We start from the raw sequence: 15,721 nt of genomic DNA, 5'->3' as shown, positions 1-15,721 counted from the left end.
ATTGGTGCAGTCACCCCGCTAATCTCCGAACTATAAAATAGCTTTGTTGATAACCTTAAAGGGCGCTGATGATAAGTCAGCGCCCTTTTTTTATTAGTCAGTTTTTGCTGCTAGTGCGCGCCACCGCCTCCGCCGCCGGAGGTAAATGGCGGTTTAGCAAACCACACCAGTGCCAGTAGCAGTAGGAACACGCCCGCCGAGAGCCAGAAAATCTCATTAGCCGAGATAATCAGCCCTTGATTGGTAATTTCCCGTGCCAGATAAGCCGATGCTTGCTGCTGATTCATCCCCAGTTTCTCGAGATCCTGATACATTTGCGTGGCATTCGGGTTAAACGGGTTAACAAATTCCGTCAACTGTGAATGGTGCATCGATTCTCTTTGCGTCCACAAAGTGGTGGTGATTGAAGTACCAATCGACCCCGCCAGTGTTCGCAGGAAGTTAGATAAACTGGATGCCGCCGCCATACGCTCTGGCGGTAAACCGGACAAAGTAATCGCCGTCAGTGGCATAAAGAAGCAGGCAATAGCAAAACCTTGCACAAACTGCGGCCACGCCGAGGCACCAAAATCCATTCCCGGTTCGAATGTATATGCTCGCCAGTAGAAACAAACTGCATACATAATGAAGCTGAATGTGACTAATTGACGCATATCAATTCGATGTGAGAAGCGCCCAATTATGGGTGACAATAGCACCGGTAATATCCCCACCGGCGCTGATGCCAAGCCGGCCCAGGTGGCGGTATAGCCATATACCTCCTGTAATAGCTGTGGCAGCAAGACTATCGCGCCGAAGTACAACATATAGGCCAGGCTGATACACAAACAACCAATGGTAAAGTTTCTCGATTTGAATAATGACAAATCGATCACCGGATGGTCGTCGGTTAGCTCCCACACTATCAGGAAGATAATGGCGATCACGGCAATGACCGTCAGGACGATTATCTCGGTCGAGTTAAACCAGTCCAGCTCCTTACCTTGGTCAAGCATGATTTGTAGGGCACCGATACCCACCACCAATAATACCAACCCCACGGTATCAATAGGTTTGATTTCGGTTTTGGTCTCGCGCCCTTTCAGGGTGCTGCCCGCCACTAAAATGACCACCAGCCCGATTGGGATGTTGATAAAGAAGATCCAGCCCCAGTGATAGTTGTCGCTGATATAACCGCCGAGGATCGGCCCAAAGATTGGGGCGACAACAATCGTCATCGACCACAATGCCAGGGCCATACTTCGCTTCGCGGGCGGGTAGTTATTCAGTAGCAAACTTTGTGACAACGGGATCAATGGGCCTGCGACCAACCCTTGAATAACCCGGAAGAAGATAAGCATCCCCAGGCTGTTTGACACGCCGCACAGCCATGAGGCCAGTGCGAATAACCCCGTCGACCACAGGAACAATCTGACTTCACCGATGCGTTTTGCCAGCCAACCGGTGATAGGGATGGAAATCGCATTTGCTACGCCGAATGAAGTAATAACCCATGTACCTTGGGAGTTGGACGAGCCAAGATCCCCGGCAATGGTCGGAATAGCTACGTTAGCAATAGTGGAGTCCAGCACCTGCATGAAAGTCGCTAATGATAGCGCGACCGTCATCCAGGCAAGTTGGGCACCTTCAAGCGGTTTTTGTGCCACAGTGGCCCCCGGTGCGCTTAACTTGCATTTGCATCAATATTAACCCGCATTTGCATGAACAATATCGCTAATCATTTGATTAACCGGCGCTAAATCCAAGGACAGCGCGTTGGTGACAAATGCCGGTTCTTTGCGCACGTTTTGTGCTAACACTTGGCCTTCGACATCGGCGGTATCTACCCGCACCCTGGTCGATAAGCCAATGCGCAGCGGATGCTCAGCCAACTGTTTGGCATCAAGCTGAATACGCACCGGCAAGCGCTGAACCACTTTGATCCAGTTACCGGTAGCATTTTGCGCGGGGAGCAGTGAGAAGGCGCTGCCCGTCCCCATATCCAGGCCAACAACTTTTCCTTGGAAAACTACATCATCGCCATAGAAATCAGTCACTACCGTGGCGGGTTGACCAATTCGCATATTGGCTAACTGTGTTTCTTTGAAGTTGGCGTCAATCCACATTTCGTTAGCTGGAATAACCGCCATCAGTGGCGCACCATTGGCAATTTCCGCGCCCACTTGCACACTGCGGCGCGACACAAAACCGGTGATGGGGCTGACCACTTTGGTGCGTTGCAGGGCAAGCCAGGCATCGCGCAACTTGGCAGCAGCTTGCTCGACGGCCGGTTGTTTCTCCAACGGAGTGTTCAGCACCAGCGCCTGATTGGCGTTATATTGTGCAATCGCCACGTCCAATGAAGCTTGTGCAGCATCGACGGCATCACGGGCGTGTTGCAGTTCTTCGCGGCCAATGGCATCAACAGAACCCAGCACCACACGGCGTTTCAGGTCATTTTGTGCTTTGCTCAGCTCGGTTTTTTTCAGCGCAATATTGGCTTGATATTGCTGGCTGTTAATCATGAGCTGGTGGGTTTGGCGCACACTATTTGCCAGTGCGGTTTTTGCCTGCTCATAAGCTTGTTCGGCATCCGTTGGGTCAAGTATCAGAAGAATATCGCCACTTTTGACCAAGTCAGTATTTTCAAAATTAACACTGACGACACTGCCGGGAACCTGCGACATTATCTGTACCTGATTGCCCGAAACATAGGCATTATCAGTCTCTTGGTGATGACGCAACACCAGGAACCAATAAATAAAGTAAGCCACCCCGATAATAATAAAAATACCCGTCAGTAACAGCAGCACGCGTTTACGTTGCTTCTTTTTATTCTGCGGTTGTTGCGGCACTTGAGCTTCCGCGCTTGCACTCATGGTGTTCTCCACGCTCTATATTATTTTGTTTTATTTTGTGAACCATCACTGACGGGCGCTTGATAGCCACCGCCGAGTGAACGGATCAAACCAATCTTGGCCTGCAATAAATTGTTGCTGGCACTGAGTTAGGATTGCTGCTGTTGTAGATATTGTGACTGGCTAATCAACAGTTTATCGCACCGCCGCTTGTTTTAGCGAAGGTGAAGTTTGCAAGCTTTGGGGTCATCAAAGCATTAAGTTGGGGATCTTCCAGTACTAATGAGCCTCATCAGAGGCTCTGCTGGCAGGCCAGCGCAAGCGCTGTTCAAAATGGTTTACAACCCATTTATCAATCGCTTGCCGCCTTCCTGCAACTCGAATTATTTAGGGTGTAGATATATTGGAATTATTGTTCCGATATGTCCATTTGGTCTAAACGCGTCAGTAACTTGCGCGTCAGCGTTTCAAGCTGTTGCTGCTCGTCGGCGTCAAGTGTTGACCAAAGAAAATGCAGACACTTATGTTGTGGGGGCAGTAATTGATTTAAAAACTCAAGGCCCGCTTCGGTTAGATGCAAATGCAAACAACGGCGGTCATTGTGGCTTTCACGACGTTCAATCCAGCCTTTCTTTTCCAACTCGTCAGCAATACGGGTGGCATTGGTACGTGAAGACCCCAATGCAGCACTTAATTCTGACGGCTGAATACTGTGGCTCGCTTGTGCTTCCAGCGTAATTAGCGCCATAAACAGGGTTTCGTTAATTCCTTGCGCTTTCAGCATTTTGTTGCGGTTTTCCAACAATTTACTGTGCATATGCATACATAATCGCGTCAGTAGGATTTCCTGGTAAGGGAAATCTTTCTGGCGTTTGGCTCGAGAATTAAGCATCTGTTCTATGGGACTAAAGGAACTTTCCATTATAAGGAGCCTCATTGATTTCAAGTGGTACAGTAACGGTAGTGACTAATAATGTAAACGGGTTAATAAGAGAAAAATTTAGCAATTAGTGTTATTCAGTCACTGTGTGTGAGTCATTAGTCTTATTGATTGTAAGGATATTATGTTTTAGTTAAGAAATCAGGCAAATTGTTACGCTAAAATCATCAGTAACTTAAATGTCAGGCCGTAGCTGATTGCCCCCAGTAACGTGGCAAAGATAATACTGTTAGTTTTATAAAAGCATCCGCAGATAACCAAAAAACCAATAAGTGTAGGAACTAATTTTTGTGGGTTATGCATGATTTCCGGTGTACTGGATACCACCAACAAAGCACAAATCGAGGCGATCCCGATGCTGTCGAGCAACAGTGACACTTTACCGCGTTGCAGACCCGCTTGTTTGCGTGCTGGCCCAAGGCGCAACGGCAAATAGCGAAACAGGTAATTTACAGTTCCCACCACCAGGCCAATAATCAGCACATCCAAATTCATGGTTTCTGCTCCTGTTTATCACTCTCAGCATATTCTACGGCCGCTTCTGGCGCGGGTTGGAGTAAGGCCGCCAGACATCCGCCGCCAATTCCGGCCAAAATAGCCACTGGAATAGAGAACAACAACACACCGAGCAATGCGCCGGTCAAAGAGGCCATCACCGTGAGGCTGTATTGGCGTTTAAATGACGCCAATAGGAAACTGAGAAACAGCGCTGGCAACATAAAAGAAAGAGAAGCTTCAATGGCCGGATAATTTTCCAGCGGGCCATTACCAAACATCGCGCCGATGGCGGTGCCAGCCACCCAAGACAACCAAGAGGTGAACGCGATGCCTAGCATCCAATTCTCACTCCAGCGCCGTTGGTCTTTCATTAATTTGGTGGTGGCGGCGGCAAACACTTCATCCGTCAGGCCAAAGGCCCACAGGGCGGTTTTTTTGCCGGATAACTTTGCCACAATGCGGTGTTTCAGTGCGGGGCCGTACAAGATATGGCGAACATCCATTGCCATCACAGTTAATGCGGAAACCCACAAGGACATCCCGGCACTGAGCAGGGCGGTGATGACGAATTGGCTGGCTCCGGCATAAATGATGCAAGAAAAGAAAATGCCTTCCCAGGGGGTAAAGCCAAGTTTTACCGAACTCAAACCAAAGGCGAAAGCCACGGGCAAATAACCAATAACAATGGGGAGGCTATCTGTTATTCCTTCAGTGAATGTAGCTGTCGACTGATCCGTCGAGGGGGCGTCGGTGATTTGGCTTGGCATAGAATCATCTATAGATTATTTGGGCTACGGGATAAAGTTAAGTCACATTACCAGAGTGGTAATTGTCTTAATACCCTATAACCCAAATTTATATCTCAATTGATTATTAGTTAGCTAACTAATCAAGATCACTCCACAGGTTGATTGGCCGGGGGATCAAATCTTTTACCGAGTAGCCAGGTGGTAATGTTCAAAATACATAACACCAGCCCGGCGCTGGCGACGCCATACCAACCCGCATGTTGATAGGCGGCGGCAGAAATCAATGAACCCAAAGCCCCACCAATAAAATAAGTGGTCATATAGCCCGCAGTTAAGCGGTTTCTGGCTTCCGGCATCATGCGGTAGATCACGCTCTGGTTGGTGACATGCACCCCTTGAACGGCCAGGTCTAACACGATAATTCCGATAATCAGCGCGATGATTGAATGTTGCCCCAAAGCTATTGGTATCCATGACAATAGCAATAATGCCAAGCCAGCGCTGGTGGTGATGCGGGCTTTTCCTTTATCTGCCAATTGGCCTGCTTTGGTGGCCATTAATGCCCCCGCCGCCCCGACTAAACCAAACAACCCGATAGTGGCTTCTGAATAACCAAAAGGTGGCGAAGCCAGTAGGAAAGCCATAGAGGTCCACAAGACACTGAAGTTGGCAAATGACAGAGCACCAAGCAAGGCGCGGGTGCGCAGCACCGGAGTGCGGATAAATAAAGAAAATATTGAGCTGAGCAACTGACCATAATTCAGGCCGCTATGATACTTATAGCGCGGCAGATAGCGCCATAAAATCAACGCCATAATTATCATCAAGATACTGGCAACCCAATAAATGGTGCGCCAGCCGCCAATCGAGGCCAATGCGCCCGCCACGGTTCGCGCCAGTAAAATACCCAGCAACAGGCCGCTCATGATAATACCGACTACTTTGCCGCGTTTTTCGGGGGCGGCCAGTGTGGCGGCTAATGGCACCAGTAATTGTGCTACCACAGAGAACAAGCCGGTGAGGGCGGTGCCGACAATCATCATGGTGAGATTTTGCGACATGGCGGTAATCAACATCCCACCCGCAGCCAACAGGGTCATACTGACAATCAGCCCGCGCCGCTCAAACATATCCCCCAAAGGAACCAAGAACATTAGCCCCACCGCATAGCCCAACTGGGCGGCGGTCACGATAAAACCGGCCTGATTGACTGAAAGATTAAAGGCTTGCGCGATAGTTTCCAGCAATGGCTGCGCATAATAGTTGCTGGCGACGGCCAGTCCGGTGGCGACCGACATTAGCGCGATCAAGGCTGGACTCAGCCCCAGTTTTTCAGTTTTTTGTATCATGAGAAATTATTCGAAATTGAGAAGAGAAACAGTATTAGATAAATAAGTGGGATACACCAATGGATAGTTCACTATTTACAACAACAAAAACTTATCGCTATCACGCCATGCCGGGAATGCTTTTCGGTAACTCAGCAGCGCTTCCAAAGATAATTCCGCATCCAGTTGCGCCGCTTGCCCCACTTCTGCTTGGGTCAGAATCTCACCTTGAGCATCTAAAATGACACTATCACCCTGATAATAATGGCCATTGTCATCATCACCTACCCGATTGCAGCCCGCGACATAAGCTTGATTTTCTATCGCCCGCGCCGCCAGCAAGGTTTGCCAATGTTTGGCGCGCGCGGCTGGCCAGTTAGCCACATACAGAGCTAAATCATAATCTTGCTGATTGCGTGACCACAGCGGAAAGCGCAGGTCATAACAGACTTGCGGCAGAATTCGCCAGCCGCGCCACTCGACAATTTTGCGCTCGGCCCCGGCCAGATAGTGATGGTGCTCACCGGCCATGCGGAATAAGTGGCGTTTGTCATAGTGATGGATTTTCCCATCCGGCTGCGCTAACAGAAAACGGTTAACTGCGCCGTCGGCTGTTTTTAGCGCCACACTGCCGCCAATCAGAGCATCGGTGCGCGCCGACCAATAGCGCAACCAGTCGATAACCTCGGATTCTGGCAGGGTATTTTCCGCCGCATTCATCGCAAAACCTGTGGTAAACATTTCTGGCAGCACGATGACATCACGCTGCTGTATGGATTCTAGCAGCATCTCAAAGTGACGCAGATTCGCCGCTGCATCCAGCCACACTAGCGGCTGTTGCAGCAAAGTCAGTTTTAAAGTTGACACAATCGCTCCGCGGCGGCGTCCAGCGTGGCATTCTGTTTGGCGAAGCACAGCCGGATCAGTTTATGGGGGAAGGGGCCTTCGCAGAAGACGGATAAAGGTATCGCGGCCACACCCACATGCTCGGTCAGCCATTTGCAGAACTCAACATCGTCGAGATCTGAAATAGCACTGTAATCGGCCAGCAGGAAGTAGGTTCCTTCACTGGGTAGAATTTTGAAGCGGCTGGTGGAGAGCGCATTGACGAAACGATCGCGACGAGCGCGATAGAATTCCGGCAATTGTTGCCAGTGTTCCGGCTCACTATTAAGCATGTCAGCCAGTGCAAACTGTACTGGAGTACAGACTGAAAATGTCAAATATTGATGAATTTTGCGTACTTCTGCACTGATCGCGGCTGGTGCGATGCAATAGCCCGCTTTCCAACCGGTCATATGAAAAGTTTTGCCAAAAGAGGAAACCGCAATGGCCCGCTGGCGTAATTGTGGGTGTGCCAATACGCTGGCATGGCCCGCCGGACTGAAACAGATATGTTCGTAAACTTCATCACTGAGAACATAAATATTGCGCTCAGCAATCACTTGCCACAGTTGCTCAAAATCTTCTGCGCGCCAAACCGTCGCCGATGGATTATGCGGCGTATTCACAATCACCAGCCGGGTGCGCTCAGAAATCAGGTCGGCAAACTCCGCCCAGTCGGTGGCGAATGCCGGAGGTTTGAGCGCAATGCGCTTGAGGATGCCGCCAGCCAATTTAACCACCGGAGCATAGCTGTCATAGCTGGGATCAAAGCAAATCACTTCGTCGCCAGGGCGCACCAGCGCGGTAATGGCAGCAAATAAGGCCTCACTGGCACCGGTGGTGACAGTGACTTCGCTGTCGGCATCGGGCTGCCAGCCGTAGACTTTAGCTGTTTTCGCCGCGATAGCCGTGCGCAGCGGAGCCACGCCGGTCATCGGAGCATATTGGTTAGCCCCCTGACTCACATGGTAGGCTAATCGTTGCTTTAAATAATCTGGGCCATCGAAATCCGGGAAGCCCTGCGACAGGTTAATAGCTTGATGTTTCTGTGCTAAAGCACTCATTTGCGTAAATATTGTGGTGCCCTGTGCGGGTAATTTACTGTCTGGAATAAAAGATAAAAAGCTCATGGCAGGTGAATACTCCTGGCGCTGTATGTTGCCGTAAATATATCACGATGTTAATATTTGGCAATCAAGACGTTTGGATGTTTAAACGGCTAAATGACTTAATTGACTAAGTATAGATAAATTTGTGCTAAGGGTAATCGTCAGGCCGCTTGCCATGGGAATATGTTCTGATATCAATATCACTACAGCCAACATCACTACAGCCAAAACCACTACAGGGATATGCAATGACCGAAAATGTACAACTTGGCGCGCTGTTAGCCGCCTGCCACTGGATTGGTGAGAAGGGCTGGTGCCCGGCGACTGGCGGCAATATGTCCCTGCGATTGGATTCAGCCCAATGTTTGGTGACGGAGTCGGGCAAAGATAAAGGGAGTTTGACCGCCGATGATTTTTTGCTGGTGGAGACGGCGACTAACCATGTCCCTAGCGGGCGCACCCCGTCGGCGGAAACTGGCCTGCATACTTTGCTTTATCGTCTGTATCCAGAAATCAATGCGGTCTTGCATACTCACTCGGTGAATGCCACGGTGCTATCACGGGTTGAGCGCAGCCATGAGTTGGTATTGCACGGCTATGAGATGCAGAAATCTCTCGCGGGGCAGCGCAGCCACCTGGACAGCGTGGTGATCCCCATTTTTGATAATGATCAGGATATTCCTGCATTGGCACAGCGGGTTGCTGCGCTGGCGGATAATAATCCATTGCGTTACGGCTTTTTGGTGCGCGGGCACGGTTTGTATTGCTGGGGCAATAGCGTGTCTGAAGCCCGCCGCCATTTGGAAGGGCTGGAGTTTTTGTTCCAGTGTGAACTGCAACGCCGCCTGTTGGACACAAATTATAAAGCGGAGGCAAAATGATTCAGGCAATAGTGACCGATATTGAAGGCACCACCACCGACATCCGTTTTGTCCACCAAGTGCTTTTCCCTTATGCCCGCGAGCGGCTGACGTCTTTTTTGCAACAACATCAACAGGATGCAGAGGTTGCCGCCGCATTGGCCAGTTTACGGCACGAGATTGAACAGCCGGATGCCGATATCGCAACGCTGACCACCACGTTGCATGGTTTTATGGATGAAGACCGCAAATCCACCGCGCTAAAAGCCATTCAGGGCATTATTTGGCGCAGCGGTTATCTGCAAGGGGATTTTCGCGGTCACTTGTATTCAGATGTTGCCCCGCAACTGGCGGACTGGCAGCAGCAAGGGCTGAAACTGTATGTTTATTCATCCGGTTCGGTTGCTGCGCAGAAATTATTGTTTGGTTACAGTGATGCGGGGGATTTACAGCCATTATTCAATGGTTATTTTGACACCCATGTTGGGGCGAAGCGCGAAGTGAGCGCTTACCAGAATATTGCCAATCAGTTGGCCATTGCTCCGCAAGCATTACTGTTTTTATCTGATATTCGCCAGGAATTGGACGCCGCACAGCTTGCCGGTTGGCAAACTTGTCAGTTAATTCGAGATCTTCCCGACAGCGAAAGCCGTCATCCCCAAGTCAGCCGTTTTGATGAGATAGACATAGAGGGTTTTACAGCATGAGCGGATTAACCATTTTTAGTGATGAGCAGCCAGAACAGCCGCTGTGGCAAAGCCGCAATGCTGAGGAAATTCAACAGCAATTGACCGCTATTGGTGTGCGGTTTGAGCGCTGGCAGGCGGATCGCGAACTGGGCGAAAACCCACAACCGGAAGCGGTGATTGCAGCTTATCAGCATGAAATTGACCGGCTGGTGGCGGAGAAAGGCTATCAGAGTTGGGATGTGATCAGCATGCGCCCTGATAATGAGCAGCGCGAAGTATTGCGCGAGAAATTTTTATCAGAACACACCCACGGTGAAGATGAAGTGCGTTTCTTCGTCGAGGGGAGCGGGTTATTTTGCTTGCATCTGAATGGCAAGATTTATCAAATTTTGTGTGAAAAGAATGACTTGCTATCAGTGCCAGCAGATACTCGCCATTGGTTTGATATGGGGTCAGCACCGAATTTCACGGCTATTCGAGTATTTGATAATCCCGAGGGTTGGATAGCGCGTTTTACCGGCGATAAGATTGCCGATGCCTACCCACGTCTGAATTAATCCCCTTAGTCCTTAAAGCCGCAGGGGCGTTAGCTGCGCTCGCCTACCTGCGACTCCAATGATTTTGGGGATAAAATTTCAAATACTGCTTACTTCTTCGGCTGGAAGAAGCCCGCTGTGACTTGCTCTGGCGTGATAACGCCGCTGTCTAATACCCAGCCGCTGATTAATGCGGCTGGGGTGACATCAAATGCTGGGTTGTACACCTGTGCATTCTCTGGTGCCCATTGGCAATGACCAAAACCGCCAGAAACCCCTTTGACTTCGCTGGCATCACGTTGCTCAATGGGGATTGCCGCACCATTCGGGCAGGCGGGGTCATGAGTGGTATGTGGGGCCGCCACATAGAATGGAATGCGGTGATAATGCGCCAATACCGCCAAACTGTAGGTGCCAATTTTATTCGCGACATCGCCGTTGGCAGCAATGCGGTCAGCGCCAACCCAGATAGCATCTACTTTGCCCTGAGCCATCAGGCTGGCCGCCATTGAATCACAAATTAATTGATATGGAATACCCAACTCGCCCAGTTCCCAGGCGGTTAAGCGCCCACCTTGCAGCAAAGGTCGGGTTTCATCGACCCACACCTGGCGGATTTTGCCTTGCTGATGAGCGCGCAGTAATACGCCGATAGCCGTACCAATGCCCGCAGTGGCGAGGCCGCCGGTGTTGCAGTGAGTGAGCAAGTTGCTGCCGGGTTTAACTAATTGTGCGCCGTGCTGGGCAATGCGTTCACATAACTCGCGGTCTTCTTCGACCAGACGCCGAGCCTCTTGAGCCATGGCTTCAACCCAATTGGCTTGCAATAGCGCTTGCTGCATCCGCGCCAGATTATTCATTAAATTCACTGCGGTTGGGCGGGATTCCCGCAGCGCAATCAGCGCTTGCTCAAGCTGAGCTTGCGGTAAACCGCGATCGGCCAACAAAGCCAACAGTAAGCTGGCTGATAAACCGATCAATGGCGCACCACGCACCCGCAGCGCTTGAATATGCTCAATCAGTAATTCCACGCTATTGGCGGATAGCCATTCCTGGCGCTGTGGCAAAGCCTGTTGGTCGAGTATCCAAAGCTGATTATCGATAATTTTTAAGCTGGTGGTTTGTAAATCGATCGTGTTAAGCGTCTGCATTGTCAGTTAAATCCATGTTGCGTTATTGCATCTGGTTTCTTATTCTGCCAACATATCTTACGGATGTGTAGACGTCTATATGGTTTTACGCCTAAATACGGATTTTTTTGCTCGAACAGGGAATAATTTCACGGCTAAGCAAATGGTTGGCGGTGAGTGAATCAGAATCAGATAAAGAATAATGAGGTTGAAGATGTCGCGCTACCACACATTTACTGCTACGGATGCCGTTGAATATGCTCGTCAATTTGGTCAGATGGCCGATCCACAGGCTTTGGTGTCAGCGGATGAAATTGGGGATGGGAATCTCAATCTGGTGTTTAAAATTCGCGATGCTGCCGGAATCAGCCGGGTGATTGTGAAACAGGCGCTGCCTTACGTGCGTTGTGTGGGGGAATCCTGGCCGCTGACCTTAGATCGCGCCAGAATTGAAGCCGAAACTCTGCTAACCCACCGCCAATTCTGCCCACAACATACGGTTAATGTCCTGCACCACGATGCAGAACTGGCAGTGATGGTGCAGGAAGATTTATCTGACCATCAAATTTGGCGCAGTGAATTGGTTAAGGGAAAATACTATCCACAGGCTGCGGGGCAATTGGCTGAGTATTTAGCGCAAACCCTATTTCATACCTCCGATTTTTATCAGTCGGCCCAAGCTAAAAAGGCCGCAGTGAGCCGCTATACCAACCCGGAGTTGTGCCAAATCACCGAAGATTTATTCTTTACTGACCCCTATATTGACCATGAGCGTAATAATTTCGATCCGGCGCTATTGGCCGATGTGTTGGTTTTACGTCAGGATAATGCACTCAAGCTAGCGGTGGCTTCACTAAAGCACCGTTTCCTGAGCAAGGCCGAGGCATTGCTGCATGGCGATATTCACAGCGGCTCCATTTTTGTTGCTGAGGGGCGGCTAAAAGCCATTGATGCCGAGTTTGGTTTCTATGGCCCAATAGGTTTTGATGTCGGTACAGCTCTGGGAAATTTATTGCTTAATTACTGTGGCTTACCGGGATTAGCTGGCCCGCGTGATGCGGCGGCCGGTCGTGAACAGCGGTTGAAAGATATTCATATTCTGTGGAATACCTTCGCCAGCCGTTTTCTGGCCTTAAGTGAGGAAAAAACGCAGGATACAGCTTTGGCAACTGCTGGTTATGCGCAGCTATTTTTGCAGCAGGTTTGGCAAGATGCCGTGGGGTATTGTGGTAGTGAATTGATCCGCCGCACCATTGGACTGGCCCATGTGGCTGATCTTGATAGCATTGTTGATAATGAGATGCGCAGGGCATGCCAACGCCAGGTTTTGAGTTTGGGGCGTACTTTGATATTGGCCGCACCGCACATTGATAGTATTGATGAGTTTATTGCCCGCATTCGGCAAAATGGGTAATGAAATTGCGTACCTCGGCGCGATAGATAATCATTGTCACAAAATAAAACCCTGCATAATAATGCAGGGTTTTATGTTAAGAGTTAGACACTCACATCAATAAGGCTAATACCACTATGCGGCCTCAGTCTGTCGTTGTTTCGCGGGCTGCTTTACCAACGGCTTGGCGGCCAGCTCATCAGCCTCGAATTCATCGACATTAATAGAGCGCAGGCGGCTAGCTTCTGCTTTGGTCAGTATTGCAGCTTCCTCAGCATTAATTTTCCCTTCAGCCAATGCGCGTTTAGCCAGTTTATCCAGTTGGGTAAATGGCAGGCTCTTACCCGCTTCTTTACTCAGGCGCTTATGAATCGGCTCCGCTGCAATGACATCCAGCAATGCCGCCTCCAGTAAACCCACCGGGTTAAACTCACTCGGTGTCAGATATTGACCACGACCAATGCGGTTGCGGGTGGCCGACGGCACTTGCAGCAGTTGCGCCAACTGGTGATCCAGACGGTCTGATGGTGCTTTATGTACACGACCCAATGGGAAGACAACCAACCGCATTACCCCGGCAATAAAGCCATTCGGGAAGTTACGCAGTAAATCATCCAACGCTTGTTCCGCCTGATTCAGGGCATCTTGCACACCCCAGTGTACCAGCGGCAAATCTTCTTTCTGGCGACCTTCGTCTTCATAGCGTTTCAAGGTGGCCGACGCCAGATACATTTGACTAAGAATATCCCCCAAGCGGGCAGAAATACGTTCGCGACGCTTCAGACTGCCACCCAGTACCCCCATCGAGACATCAGATAACAATGCCAGATTGGCGCTCAGCCGGTTGAGATGTTGATAATAGCGGCGAGTGCTGTCTTTGGTTGGCGTGGCACTGGTGCGGCCATTGGTCAGCCCCAGCCAGAAGCTGCGGACTTTGCTGCTACCCACATGGCCCAGATGACCAAACAGCGCTTTATCAAAGGCGGCCACATCGTTAGATTGTGCTGCTGCCATTTCATCAAGCACGAATGGATGGCAACGGATAGCGCCCTGACCGAAGATAATCATGCTGCGAGTCAGTATGTTAGCGCCCTCCACGGTGATACCGATAGGTGCGCCCTGATAACCGCGGGCAATAAAGTTGGCCGGGCCAAGACAGATACCTTTACCGCCAGCAATATCCATCGCATCCATGACCGCGCGTTGGCCACGATGAGTACAATGGTATTTGACGATGGCGGATAATACCGCTGGTTTTTCGCCCAACATAATGCCGCTGGTAATTAAGGTGGCGGCAGCATCCATCACATAAGTGTTACCGGCAATGCGCGCCAATGGCTCTTCAATCCCTTCCATTTTACCGATTGAGACTTTGAACTGACGGCGGATATAGGAATAAGCGCCAATCCCCATCGCCACACTTTTCAAGCTACCTGTGGCGTTGGACGGCAATGTAATTCCGCGCCCGACTGACAGACATTCGACTAGCATCCGCCAGCCCTGACCGGCCATTTGAGGCCCGCCAATAATGTAGTCAATGGGCACAAAGATATCATTACCGCGAGTTGGGCCATTTTGGAATGGCACATTCAGCGGGAAGTGGCGATGACCAATTTCTACCCCTGGGGTATTGGTCGGGATAAGCGCGCAGGTAATCCCCAAATCAACGGTTTCACCCAGTAAATGCTCAGGGTCAGATAATTTGAATGCCAGCCCAAGTACAGTGGCGATAGGCGCGAGGGTAATATAGCGTTTGTTCCAGGTCAGGCGCATGCCCAGCACCTGTTTACCTTGCCATTCCCCCATACAAACTATCCCGGTATCTGGGATGGCACCGGCATCTGAACCTGCTTCCGGACTGGTCAGGGCGAAACAAGGAATTTCGTCGCCACGGGCCAAACCCGGTAAATAATGATTTTTTTGCTCTTCAGTCCCATAGTGTTGCAGTAATTCACCGGGGCCGAGGGAGTTAGGTACGCCGACGGTGATGGCCAAAATCCCCGACACGCCAGACAGTTTTTGCAGTACCCGGGCTTGAGCATAGGCCGAGAAGTCAAGGCCGCCGTACTCTTTCTTAATGATCATCGCAAAGAAGCGATTCTCCTTCAAATAAGCCCACAGTTCTGGCGGTAAATCTGCTAATTCATGGGTAATCTGGAAGTCATTCGCCATCCGACAGGCTTCTTCAACCGGCCCATCGATAAAAGCTTGTTCTTCTGCGGTCAATTGCGGTTTGGGATAATTGTGCAGCTTCTTCCAGTCCGGCTGGCCCTGGAACAAATCCCCTTCCCACCAAGTGGTACCCGCATCAATCGCTTCTTTTTCAGTGCGAGACATGGCCGGCATGACTTTACGGAACATGCGCAATGCTCGTGCTGAAAATAGGGATTGGCGCAGTGGCGTGAGGGTCAGAGGTAGCAGAACAATCACCAGCGGCAATAATACCCAGTATGACCATAACTGCGCAGCACCCATAGCGGCGGTGTAAACCACCAAAACCAAACTACTGAGGTACAGGTTCACCCGGTGATAGAACAGCACACCAATAAGAACCAGCAAGGCAACAATGCTAAGAACCATCATAATGAAGCTCCTGAGATGTAGGAGGTCTGACCTGTTGAGTGATACATTTGTTGTAGTTCATCTCATTGTTTTTATCAATACCATTACATATTATTTACAACTCACCTCACAAATTGGTAGCGCTAACCGCTAAAACTGTACTGGCTAATTCAAAACTCCATGGGTTAGTTCAAAACTCTATGGG

The 15,721-nt window shown here is 50.1% G+C and carries 14 protein-coding genes and 1 pseudogene; 4 read left to right on the top strand and 11 right to left on the bottom strand.

Features of this window, described 5'->3' with window-relative positions:
* Positions 1 to 110: 110 nt before the first annotated feature.
* From emrB to OP863_RS14920, 9 genes and pseudogenes are all read right to left on the bottom strand, one after another.
* Positions 111 to 1,607 carry a multidrug efflux MFS transporter permease subunit EmrB gene (gene emrB / locus OP863_RS14960; RefSeq protein ID WP_230852378.1) on the bottom strand — a complete coding sequence of 499 codons (1,497 nt, stop codon included), beginning with the start codon at positions 1,605 to 1,607 and terminating at the stop codon, positions 111 to 113.
* Positions 1,608 to 1,685: 78 nt separating this feature from the next.
* Complete coding sequence (gene emrA, locus OP863_RS14955; RefSeq protein WP_145510024.1) at positions 1,686 to 2,858, bottom strand: multidrug efflux MFS transporter periplasmic adaptor subunit EmrA; 1,173 nt, start codon at positions 2,856 to 2,858, stop codon at positions 1,686 to 1,688.
* 20 nt (positions 2,859 to 2,878) lie between these two features.
* Positions 2,879 to 3,037 (bottom strand): annotated as a pseudogene (locus OP863_RS14950) (transporter); the annotation flags it as partial.
* Positions 3,038 to 3,246: 209 nt separating this feature from the next.
* Positions 3,247 to 3,759, bottom strand: a complete 513-nt coding sequence (gene mprA / locus OP863_RS14945) for a transcriptional repressor MprA (protein WP_038631321.1) — start codon at positions 3,757 to 3,759, stop codon at positions 3,247 to 3,249.
* A gap of 171 nt (positions 3,760 to 3,930) precedes the next feature.
* Positions 3,931 to 4,272, bottom strand: a complete 342-nt coding sequence (gene ygaH / locus OP863_RS14940) for an L-valine transporter subunit YgaH (RefSeq protein ID WP_038631323.1) — start codon at positions 4,270 to 4,272, stop codon at positions 3,931 to 3,933.
* Positions 4,269 to 5,042 (bottom strand): AzlC family ABC transporter permease, encoded by a 774-nt coding sequence (locus OP863_RS14935; RefSeq protein WP_038631325.1) that lies wholly within the window; start codon positions 5,040 to 5,042, stop codon positions 4,269 to 4,271. The genes ygaH and OP863_RS14935 overlap by 4 nt, the downstream gene beginning before the upstream one ends.
* Positions 5,043 to 5,170: 128 nt before the next feature.
* Positions 5,171 to 6,370, bottom strand: coding sequence for an MFS transporter (locus OP863_RS14930; protein ID WP_186368354.1), 1,200 nt, complete (start codon positions 6,368 to 6,370; stop codon positions 5,171 to 5,173).
* A 78-nt stretch (positions 6,371 to 6,448) separates the two neighbouring features.
* On the bottom strand, positions 6,449 to 7,219 hold the full coding sequence (locus OP863_RS14925) for an amidohydrolase (RefSeq protein ID WP_038631329.1): 771 nt from the start codon (positions 7,217 to 7,219) through the stop codon (positions 6,449 to 6,451).
* A complete protein-coding gene (locus OP863_RS14920) occupies positions 7,207 to 8,367 on the bottom strand; it encodes a pyridoxal phosphate-dependent aminotransferase (RefSeq protein WP_265525476.1) in 1,161 nt (386 codons plus the stop codon). The genes OP863_RS14925 and OP863_RS14920 overlap by 13 nt, the downstream gene beginning before the upstream one ends.
* Before the next feature lie 227 nt (positions 8,368 to 8,594).
* On the opposite strand from OP863_RS14920, the gene OP863_RS14915 reads away from it, so the two are divergent.
* Genes OP863_RS14915 through OP863_RS14905 form a run of 3 tightly spaced genes read left to right on the top strand, consistent with a single transcriptional unit; the run spans position 8,595 to position 10,452 of the window.
* Positions 8,595 to 9,227, top strand: coding sequence for a methylthioribulose 1-phosphate dehydratase (locus OP863_RS14915; RefSeq protein ID WP_145588100.1), 633 nt, complete (start codon positions 8,595 to 8,597; stop codon positions 9,225 to 9,227).
* Positions 9,224 to 9,913, top strand: coding sequence for an acireductone synthase (gene mtnC, locus OP863_RS14910; RefSeq protein WP_038631336.1), 690 nt, complete (start codon positions 9,224 to 9,226; stop codon positions 9,911 to 9,913). The genes OP863_RS14915 and mtnC overlap by 4 nt, the downstream gene beginning before the upstream one ends.
* Positions 9,910 to 10,452, top strand: a complete 543-nt coding sequence (locus tag OP863_RS14905; RefSeq protein WP_038631338.1) for a 1,2-dihydroxy-3-keto-5-methylthiopentene dioxygenase — start codon at positions 9,910 to 9,912, stop codon at positions 10,450 to 10,452. The genes mtnC and OP863_RS14905 overlap by 4 nt, the downstream gene beginning before the upstream one ends.
* 89 nt (positions 10,453 to 10,541) lie before the next feature.
* Here OP863_RS14905 and mtnA read toward each other — a convergent pair whose 3' ends face one another.
* On the bottom strand, positions 10,542 to 11,582 hold the full coding sequence (gene mtnA / locus OP863_RS14900; RefSeq protein WP_265525475.1) for an S-methyl-5-thioribose-1-phosphate isomerase: 1,041 nt from the start codon (positions 11,580 to 11,582) through the stop codon (positions 10,542 to 10,544).
* 193 nt (positions 11,583 to 11,775) lie between these two features.
* Between mtnA and mtnK the strand changes: the two genes are divergently transcribed.
* On the top strand, positions 11,776 to 12,975 hold the full coding sequence (gene mtnK / locus OP863_RS14895) for an S-methyl-5-thioribose kinase (RefSeq protein WP_145588092.1): 1,200 nt from the start codon (positions 11,776 to 11,778) through the stop codon (positions 12,973 to 12,975).
* 114 nt (positions 12,976 to 13,089) lie between these two features.
* On the opposite strand, the gene fadE is transcribed toward mtnK, so the two are convergent.
* Positions 13,090 to 15,537 carry an acyl-CoA dehydrogenase FadE gene (gene fadE / locus OP863_RS14890; RefSeq protein WP_265525474.1) on the bottom strand — a complete coding sequence of 816 codons (2,448 nt, stop codon included), beginning with the start codon at positions 15,535 to 15,537 and terminating at the stop codon, positions 13,090 to 13,092.
* Positions 15,538 to 15,721 lie beyond the last annotated feature (184 nt).

The organism is Yersinia sp. SCPM-O-B-9106 (C-191) (assembly GCF_026183365.1).
Lineage (GTDB): Bacteria > Pseudomonadota > Gammaproteobacteria > Enterobacterales > Enterobacteriaceae > Yersinia > Yersinia rochesterensis.
The sequence above is the reverse complement of the archived record's forward strand: the minus strand, read 5'-3'. Positions and strand labels throughout refer to the sequence as shown.